A 7,479-nucleotide genomic window follows, 5' to 3' on the forward strand; every position below is an offset into this window, starting at 1 on the left:
ACTGAAGATCGACTTAACTTGTTTGTAAGATCCTTCAGTTGGCATTATTATTATGCACCCCTGGATGAATCCTTAATCCAAGCTGCCTTGAAACCTCTTTTAGGAAAGCATCACTTAGCTGCTTTTCATCGTGCAGGCTCAAAGCGATCGCATTCCTGGGTAGAGGTGCAAGCAGCAGACTGTCGTCGCAGTGGGCCATTTATCCATATTGAAATACAGGCAGATGGATTTTTGTATGGCATGGTACGGCTATTGGTAGGGATGCTGGTACAAGTAGGTTCTGGACAACGAACACTTTCTAGCTTCACCGAACTCTGGAAAGAACAACGTCGAGAAGAAGTGAAACACGCCGCACCGCCCCAAGGCTTATGTTTGTTGCGAGTCGGCTATCCAGATTTTCCCTTTCCAAAAGAGATTTGGTACGACACCTTGCCAAAGTTCGTCACTAGTCAAGAGTCATTAGTCATTGGTTCTTAGTAACTACAAAAGACAAAAGACAAAAGACAAAAGACAAATGACTAATGACAAATAACAAATGACAAATGACAAAGGACAAATAGACAAATGACAACAGTTAAAACATACCTTCCTTCTCAAGCAACCCTTGAGCGTGAGTGGTACATAGTAGATGCCACCGATAAACGCCTTGGTCGCCTCGCCAGCGAAATCGCCCAGGTTTTAAGAGGCAAAAAGAAACCCGAATACACTCCCCACCTAGATACAGGTGACTTCGTAATCGTCATTAATGCCGAGAAAGTAGCAGTCACAGGCAAAAAGCGCACTCAAAAGCTTTACCGCCGCCATTCTGGTCGTCCCGGTGGCATGAAAACGGAAACTTTCGCTAAACTGCAAGACCGCATACCAGAGCGGATTTTAGAACAAGCTGTTAAAGGTATGCTACCTAAAACTAGCCTCGGTAAGCAGTTGTTCACCAAGCTAAAAGTTTACGCTGGCCCTACGCATCCCCATGATGCTCAAAAACCTAAAGAACTAAAAGTTAGTACAATTCCTGGAGAAGAGAATTAATGGTAGTAGCAGATGCTAATAGCGGTCGCGCCGTATACTGGGGCACTGGCCGCCGTAAGAATGCAGTAGCACGGGTACGCTTGGTTCCAGGCACCGGTCAACTGATTGTGAACGGTAAAGATGGAACCTTGTATTTCCAATTTAACCCTAACTATCTGGGAGTCATTAAAGCACCCCTGGAAACTCTGGGATTGGAAAACGAATATGACATTTTGGTGAAAGCAGAAGGCGGCGGCTTGACCGGACAGGCTGATTCTGTTCGTTTGGGAGTTGCTCGTGCTTTGTGCCAACTCGACCCAGACAACCGCCCACCTTTGAAAACCGAAGGTTATTTGACTCGCGATCCGAGAGCAAAAGAGCGGAAGAAATATGGTTTACATAAAGCTCGGAAAGCGCCTCAGTACTCTAAGCGTTAGGGAATTGGGCATGGGGCATTGGGCATGGGGCATCTCCCCACTCCCCACTCCCTAGCTTCAATTGAACGCTGAAAGTTATAATTTATATAGATTCATCACAAAAAAAACAATGGCTAAAGCTGATATTCACCCCAAGTGGTATCCAGATGCTAAAGTTTACTGCAACGGTCAAGTTGTTATGACCATTGGCTCTACCAAGCCAGAATTGCACGTAGATGTTTGGTCTGGAAATCACCCTTTTTACACTGGTACTCAGAAGATCATTGACACTGAGGGTCGAGTAGAGCGCTTCCTCCGTAAGTACGGTATGAGCAGCACTCAAACATCTGGCGACGAACAAGACAAAAAGTAGCGAGTTGGCTCTGCTGTTAACGACGGCCCTGCATCAGCTGGGTCGATTTTCATTTATATGCTCGAGCCAATTTGTTATTTTTTAAGGAGCGATCGCAATCGTCATGGCTGAATCATACTTACTGGACAAATTAAAATCCGTTGAACAAACTTTTAATGAATTAACCCGTCGTCTTGGCGACCCCGATACCGCTAGCAATCCTGATGAGTATCAAGAAATTGCTAAGTCTCGTTCTTCTTTGGAAGAAGTGGTTAATACTTATGAGATTTGGAAAACAGCGCAAGAAGACTTGATCGGAGCGCGTCAGGTTTACAAAGAATCTGCAAGTGACCCAGAGTTGCAAGAAATGGCATCACTGGAAGTAAAAGAACTTGAAGAAAAAATAGAACATTTAGAGTCTCGCCTGAAAGTTTTACTTCTACCACGCGACCCCAATGATGAAAAGAATATCATGTTGGAAATTCGCGCTGGTACTGGTGGCGATGAGGCAAGTATTTGGGCTGGCGATTTGATGCAGATGTACACCCGCTATGCCCAGACTCAAGGTTGGAAAGTTTCTCTAGTGAGCGAATCTCGCGGAGAAATGGGTGGCTGGAAAGAAGTTATTCTCGAAATTAAAGGTAATGATGTTTACAGCCAGCTAAAGTTTGAAGCTGGAGTGCATCGTGTGCAGCGCGTGCCGGCAACTGAATCTGGGGGACGGGTTCATACTTCCACAGCTACCGTGGCGATTATGCCAGAGGTCGATGATGTGGAAATTCACATTGACCCGAAAGATATTGAAATGACTACAGCTCGTTCTGGTGGTGCTGGTGGACAAAACGTCAACAAGGTGGAAACAGCCGTTGACTTGATGCACAAACCAACGGGAATACGCATTTTCTGTACAGAAGAACGCAGCCAGTTGCAAAACAAAGAACGGGCAATGCAAATTCTGCGGGCGAAGTTGTATGACATCAAGTTAGGTGAACAACAAGCAGAAGTAACTTCCATGCGGCGATCGCAGGTTGGTACTGGATCGCGATCGGAAAAAATTCGCACCTATAATTATAAAGATAACCGGGCTACCGACCATCGGTTAGGTCAGAATTATTCTCTTACCCCTGTTTTGGATGGTGATTTAGAGACACTTATCCAATCTTGTATATCTCTAGACCAACAGGAACGTCTGGCGGAGTTAGCGACTTCTGCCGCTAACTAATTTTTGCTGTTAATTTTCCTGTAAAACCACTTGTTGTACTGTTGCTTTTAACACATACAGGTGGTTTTCTAATGTCGTGTGCAGCGTATCTTCCATTTCACTGGGATAACGGTAGTAGGCAAATTCGTACTTCATAATGTAATTTACCTTCGCCCATTCTTTGAGGGTTTGACAGGTATAAATTAGCTTTTCTGCTTCCTCTTGCCAACGTACAAAAATCCGGTAGCTAAAAAAGCTGCTGCATATATTGCCTTTTACATCCCAGTAGGAAATACACACTTGATGCTTCAGACGGTGGATTTTTTTAATTTCCTTAACATCATGACCTTTGGCTTTCAGAGCTTCTTTTACCTCAGCGTCTGAAATGTGCCACTGTTCTGGTTTAATTTTATTAGTAGCTATAAGGTTTTTACCTTTGCAGCGATATTGATTAATTTTGCGTGGCTTGCCAAACATGATGCACCCTTTATATTGTCGGCATTAGTACCGTTAACGTGATTGAATTTTTTATATCAGTATTGTAAGTTTCATTGCAGTATTACAATAATCATTTTAAGTTACCATTAACAATGAAGCTTGTCAAGCTAAAACTTTACTTTTAGGATTTCCTTACTAAACTTGTAAATACACTTGGCTAGCTATATAAGCAGTGAACATCGAAAGCAGAGAAAAACTGATTGAAATCATCAAGCTAGCTCGTGGTTCAATGAGCCAGCGAGCGTTTGGCAAGCTTTTGGGAGTTTCTGCTACTGCTGTTCAGTTGTGGGAAAAGGGTGTGAATGTGCCAGATACGGAATATTTAGCAAAAATCGCAGCGAGAGCGGGTTACACACTCCAGGAGTTACTTAGCTGTTTGGATGGCAAGCCAATTGCAGAAACTTCAGATTTGAGTCTGATTCTGAGACAAATCCAGCACATGCCTTTAGCCCAAGTGGCTCAAATTGTCCAAGCTGCGGCAGATAGATTGGCGGCTGTGGCTGAAGCGTCTGGAGATGAAGCGAAGGCCAGTTGAATATGGATATGGACAAGCCTTTTTTGTATGATCAAGACTTCTATGGATGGACACAGCAGCAGGCTAAAGCGTTAGAGCAAAGGCTAGTTATGGAACTAGACTGGCAGCACCTGCAAGAGGAAATTCAAGCTTTGGGCAGACAGGAGTATCGAGAACTCGTGAGCCGTCTGAGTATATTACTTGGTCATCTCTTGAAGTGGGAGTATCAACCCGAACAACGGTGTCGCAGTTGGTTTTTAACAATTCGAGAACAGCGCCGCGCCATTCATAGGCATCTGCGGCAGAACCCCAGCTTAAAGTCTCGAATCGAAGAAGCCTTGTTAGATGGCTTTGAAGCGGGAGTGGATTTGGCGCTACGAGAAACTAACTTACCATTACGAACTTTTCCAGAGCATTGCCCCTATTTATTTGATGATGCGATCGCAGACAATTTTCTGTGCGATACTCGTCAAGACTGGGAAGGATAATTACTACAATTTTTCTGGATTATAAGTTTTTAGTTTAGTACAGAACCGACTATTGAGCCTTGTCAGTTCGCCACACATAACCGCTCAAAGCCACTGTTGGAATTAGTTATGCTCAGAAAAATTGATAAGAATATTTGGATCGCCGAGCAACCGTTAAAGTATTTTGGATTGAGCGTCGGTACAAGAATGACGGTAATTCGTTTCAATAATGGTGAATTAGCTGTCATCTCTCCGATCCAAGTTGATGACGAAACTACTGAGCAACTCAATCAGCTTGGAAATGTTAAGTATATTATTGCCCCAAATCTTTTTCACTATCTGTTCTTATCTAACTTTAAAGCTCTCTATCCTCAAGCAAAGGTCTATGCTGTATCGGCATTGAAGGCTAAAAGACCTGAGATATCTATTGATCAAGCATTAGAGGATAATGGCGAAAATTTTTTAGGCGAACTTGAATGTTTATTATTTGAAGGTTTCAAAACCTTTCTTCCAAGTGGAGCATTACCTTTAAATGAGTATATTTTTTTTCATGCTGAAAGTCAAACTTTGGTTTTGACAGACACAGCTTTTTACTTTGATGAAACTTTCCCAATGACAACAAAATTAGTATCCAAAATAATGGGAGGGTACAAGAAACTTAGACCATCATTGTTAGAACAGTTGGCTACTCAAGAAAAGGAGAAGGTTAAACAATCAGTTCAAAAGGTACTGCGATGGGACTTTAGAAGAGTTATTGTGGCTCATGGCAGCATTGTAGAGCATGATGCGAAGAAGCAGTTTAAAGAAGGGTACGAGTGGTTTTTAGGGGAGTCTCTTTAAAACCACGCACCACCGCAGCTTTAAGGGAGATAGTTTCAGCACAAGGTAGCCTCACATAGATTTGGTATTAGACCAAATAGCAACTACTGGCAGTTAAGGAATAAATGGTTTTAAAATGGTGCAATCTTAAAATATTTAGGAATGCAGCTATGTCGCTACGCAATGAGCCATTAGATTGGCAACTTCAAACGAATAATCCTTATATACCAATTTATTATCAAGGCGATTTGGTGGAATTTTTTAAACCAGAATATGCCAGTGAAATTAATATTAGGAATGGCAAAAGAGCAATTTTTTAAAGTGCGAGGTGCTTTTTAAGAATCAAGCAATACATGAACAGCAAATCAAAATCTTCAAGTGATATAAAATTTTGAAAACAGACATCATCTTTTATCGGCTGTTTCAAGAATTCCCTGATATCTTCTTTGAACTTATTGGTAATCCTCCAGAATCAGCTAGCCTTTATCAATTTTCATCAATTGAAATTAAACAAACAGCCTTCAGAATCGATGGTGTATTTCTACCGACACAAGGACGTGAGAACCAAATTTATTTTGTTGAAGTGCAATTTCAAGCCGATGGAGAAATTTATTCACGGCTAATTGCAGAAATATGTTTATACCTCCGTCAGAATCAACCATCAAATGACTGGGGTGCTGTGGTTTTATACCCCAACAGGAATGTAGATACAGGAGATATCAAACATTACCGTGAGTTTTTCACAAGTGGGCGCGTCAGGCGCATTTATTTGGATGAATTAGGTGAAGGTGCATCCCTTCCAATTGGCATTGCAACTGCTAAATTAGTAATTGCAACGGACGATATAGCGATCGCACAAGCAAGGGAGTTGATAGACAGAACCAAGTCAGAGATAAGCTCACCACCAAAACAGCAGCAATTATTACAATTTATAGAGACTATTTTGGCTTACAAGTTTCCCACAATGAGTAGGGAGGAGATGGAGGAAATGTTTGGCTTAAGCGAGTTAAAGCAAACCAGATTTTATCAGGAAGCCTTTCAGGAAGGTGTTGAACAAGGTAAGGTTCAAGGCATTGAAGAAGGTAAGGTTCAAGGCATTGAGCAAGGTAAACTCAAAGCAGTACCAGCAATGTTAGCAGCCGGGTTGACTGTAGAACAAGTAGCACAGGCGCTAGATTTGAGTGTCGAAGAAGTCAGACAAGCCGCGCAGTAGGATTCTTCTGATCAAGGAGTAGAGGAATTGGTGGACTACAACATAGGAACTATGAGTTTCAAAGATAAAAAAGTTTATCAAGAAGCATTTGAAGAAGGGCGTTTGGAAGGTTTACGGCAATCAGTACCTCGTCTATTAGATTTAGCGTTAACTATTGATCAAGTTGCGGAGGGATTAGGTTTAACTATAAACCAAGTTCAAAACGCGAAACTCTATCATGATGGCATCCAAATAGGGGAGCGTAGAGCCAAATTACAATTAATACCGACCTTATTAAAATTGGGGGTGACAGTGGAACAAGTGGCAGAGGCATTTAGTTTCAGTGTCGAAGAAGTTAGACAAGTAACACAAAGCCAGCCTTGAGATAGATGTGGTAAATTTTATCCGTGGCTCAAGCCAAATTTGGTTTGCGGCTTCCAAACTTGATCATGACGAATTTATAGTTAATTTTTGTTAATATTAGAGGCGGTGTTAGTACTTCGTCCTCAACCACCCACTCCCTACCTGAGAGAAACTTAATGCTGCGACTAGAACATATAAGTAAAATTTATCCCACAGGCGAAGTTCTCAAAGATATCAACTGGGAAGTTAAACCAGGCGATCGCATTGGCTTAGTCGGTGTCAACGGTGCTGGAAAATCCACCCAACTCAAAATCATCTCTGGGGAAATGGAACCCACCGCAGGCGAAATCATTCGTCCTAATAGCTTACATATAGCCTACCTTAACCAAGAGTTTGAAGTAGACCCCACTCGCACCGTTAGAGAAGAATTTTGGACTGTCTTCAAAGAAGCCAACGAAGTACAGTTATCTCTGGCGCACATACCACAAGAGATGGAAACGGCTAGCCCAGAGGAACTGGATCGACTGATCGACAAGTTGGATCGCTTTCAGCGCAAATTTGAAGCCTTGGATGGCTACAACTTAGATGCACGCATCGGGAAAATTTTACCAGAGATGGGATTTGGGCTAGAAGATGGCGATCGCCTCGTCAG

General features: G+C 42.3%; 13 protein-coding genes. 12 read left to right on the top strand and 1 reads right to left on the bottom strand.

Going from position 1 to position 7,479, the window contains the following annotated elements:
* The 5 genes from VE944_RS12355 to prfA all read left to right on the top strand — a co-directional run.
* Window positions 1-477, top strand: a 477-nt coding sequence (locus tag VE944_RS12355; RefSeq protein WP_324977320.1) for a tRNA pseudouridine synthase A, incomplete at its 5' end; no start/stop codon positions are given.
* An 87-nt stretch (window positions 478-564) separates the two neighbouring features.
* Complete coding sequence (rplM, locus tag VE944_RS12360; RefSeq protein WP_324977323.1) at window positions 565-1,026, top strand: 50S ribosomal protein L13; 462 nt, start codon at window positions 565-567, stop codon at window positions 1,024-1,026.
* Window positions 1,026-1,442: a 30S ribosomal protein S9 gene (rpsI, locus tag VE944_RS12365; RefSeq protein ID WP_104906415.1), complete on the top strand. Its 417-nt coding sequence runs from the start codon at window positions 1,026-1,028 to the stop codon at window positions 1,440-1,442. Before rplM ends, rpsI begins: the two co-directional genes overlap by 1 nt.
* Before the next feature lie 109 nt (window positions 1,443-1,551).
* A complete protein-coding gene (gene rpmE / locus VE944_RS12370) occupies window positions 1,552-1,794 on the top strand; it encodes a 50S ribosomal protein L31 (RefSeq protein ID WP_069070756.1) in 243 nt (80 codons plus the stop codon).
* Window positions 1,795-1,897: 103 nt separating this feature from the next.
* Window positions 1,898-2,995, top strand: a complete 1,098-nt coding sequence (gene prfA, locus VE944_RS12375) for a peptide chain release factor 1 (protein WP_229554268.1) — start codon at window positions 1,898-1,900, stop codon at window positions 2,993-2,995.
* A 9-nt stretch (window positions 2,996-3,004) separates the two neighbouring features.
* On the opposite strand, the gene VE944_RS12380 is transcribed toward prfA, so the two are convergent.
* Entirely contained in the window at window positions 3,005-3,451 is a 447-nt protein-coding gene (locus VE944_RS12380) for an RNA-binding protein (RefSeq protein WP_324977334.1), read from the bottom strand.
* Window positions 3,452-3,644: 193 nt separating this feature from the next.
* Between VE944_RS12380 and VE944_RS12385 the strand changes: the two genes are divergently transcribed.
* The 7 genes from VE944_RS12385 to VE944_RS12415 form a co-directional block, all read left to right on the top strand.
* Entirely contained in the window at window positions 3,645-4,007 is a 363-nt protein-coding gene (locus VE944_RS12385) for a helix-turn-helix domain-containing protein (protein ID WP_118167594.1), read from the top strand.
* A gap of 8 nt (window positions 4,008-4,015) precedes the next feature.
* On the top strand, window positions 4,016-4,474 hold the full coding sequence (locus VE944_RS12390; RefSeq protein WP_324977339.1) for a DUF29 domain-containing protein: 459 nt from the start codon (window positions 4,016-4,018) through the stop codon (window positions 4,472-4,474).
* Window positions 4,475-4,582: 108 nt separating this feature from the next.
* The gene (locus tag VE944_RS12395) at window positions 4,583-5,293 is read left to right on the top strand and encodes a DUF4336 domain-containing protein (RefSeq protein WP_324977341.1); all 711 of its coding nucleotides are present in this window, start codon (window positions 4,583-4,585) and stop codon (window positions 5,291-5,293) included.
* 149 nt (window positions 5,294-5,442) lie between these two features.
* Window positions 5,443-5,592 carry a hypothetical protein gene (locus VE944_RS12400; protein ID WP_324977344.1) on the top strand — a complete coding sequence of 50 codons (150 nt, stop codon included), beginning with the start codon at window positions 5,443-5,445 and terminating at the stop codon, window positions 5,590-5,592.
* 71 nt (window positions 5,593-5,663) lie between these two features.
* A complete protein-coding gene (locus tag VE944_RS12405) occupies window positions 5,664-6,485 on the top strand; it encodes an Rpn family recombination-promoting nuclease/putative transposase (protein ID WP_324977346.1) in 822 nt (273 codons plus the stop codon).
* A gap of 51 nt (window positions 6,486-6,536) precedes the next feature.
* The gene (locus VE944_RS12410) at window positions 6,537-6,848 is read left to right on the top strand and encodes a hypothetical protein (protein ID WP_324977349.1); all 312 of its coding nucleotides are present in this window, start codon (window positions 6,537-6,539) and stop codon (window positions 6,846-6,848) included.
* Window positions 6,849-7,003: 155 nt separating this feature from the next.
* A partial coding sequence (locus VE944_RS12415; protein ID WP_324977352.1) for an ATP-binding cassette domain-containing protein occupies window positions 7,004-7,479 on the top strand: 476 nt, incomplete at its 3' end.

Source organism: Nostoc sp., from assembly GCF_035638895.1.
Lineage (GTDB): Bacteria > Cyanobacteriota > Cyanobacteriia > Cyanobacteriales > Nostocaceae > Nostoc.

What these genes read in the sequence shown, in the direction of transcription:
- rplM (WP_324977323.1), top strand. Translation starts at nt 565, where the DNA reads ATGACAACAGTTAAAACATACCTTCCTTCTCAAGCAACCCTTGAGCGT.
- rpsI (WP_104906415.1), top strand. Translation starts at nt 1,026, where the DNA reads ATGGTAGTAGCAGATGCTAATAGCGGTCGCGCCGTATACTGGGGCACT.
- rpmE (WP_069070756.1), top strand. Translation starts at nt 1,552, where the DNA reads ATGGCTAAAGCTGATATTCACCCCAAGTGGTATCCAGATGCTAAAGTT.
- prfA (WP_229554268.1), top strand. Translation starts at nt 1,898, where the DNA reads ATGGCTGAATCATACTTACTGGACAAATTAAAATCCGTTGAACAAACT.
- VE944_RS12380 (WP_324977334.1), bottom strand. Translation starts at nt 3,451, where the DNA reads ATGTTTGGCAAGCCACGCAAAATTAATCAATATCGCTGCAAAGGTAAA.
- VE944_RS12390 (WP_324977339.1), top strand. Translation starts at nt 4,016, where the DNA reads ATGGACAAGCCTTTTTTGTATGATCAAGACTTCTATGGATGGACACAG.
- VE944_RS12395 (WP_324977341.1), top strand. Translation starts at nt 4,583, where the DNA reads ATGCTCAGAAAAATTGATAAGAATATTTGGATCGCCGAGCAACCGTTA.
- VE944_RS12400 (WP_324977344.1), top strand. Translation starts at nt 5,443, where the DNA reads ATGTCGCTACGCAATGAGCCATTAGATTGGCAACTTCAAACGAATAAT.
- VE944_RS12410 (WP_324977349.1), top strand. Translation starts at nt 6,537, where the DNA reads ATGAGTTTCAAAGATAAAAAAGTTTATCAAGAAGCATTTGAAGAAGGG.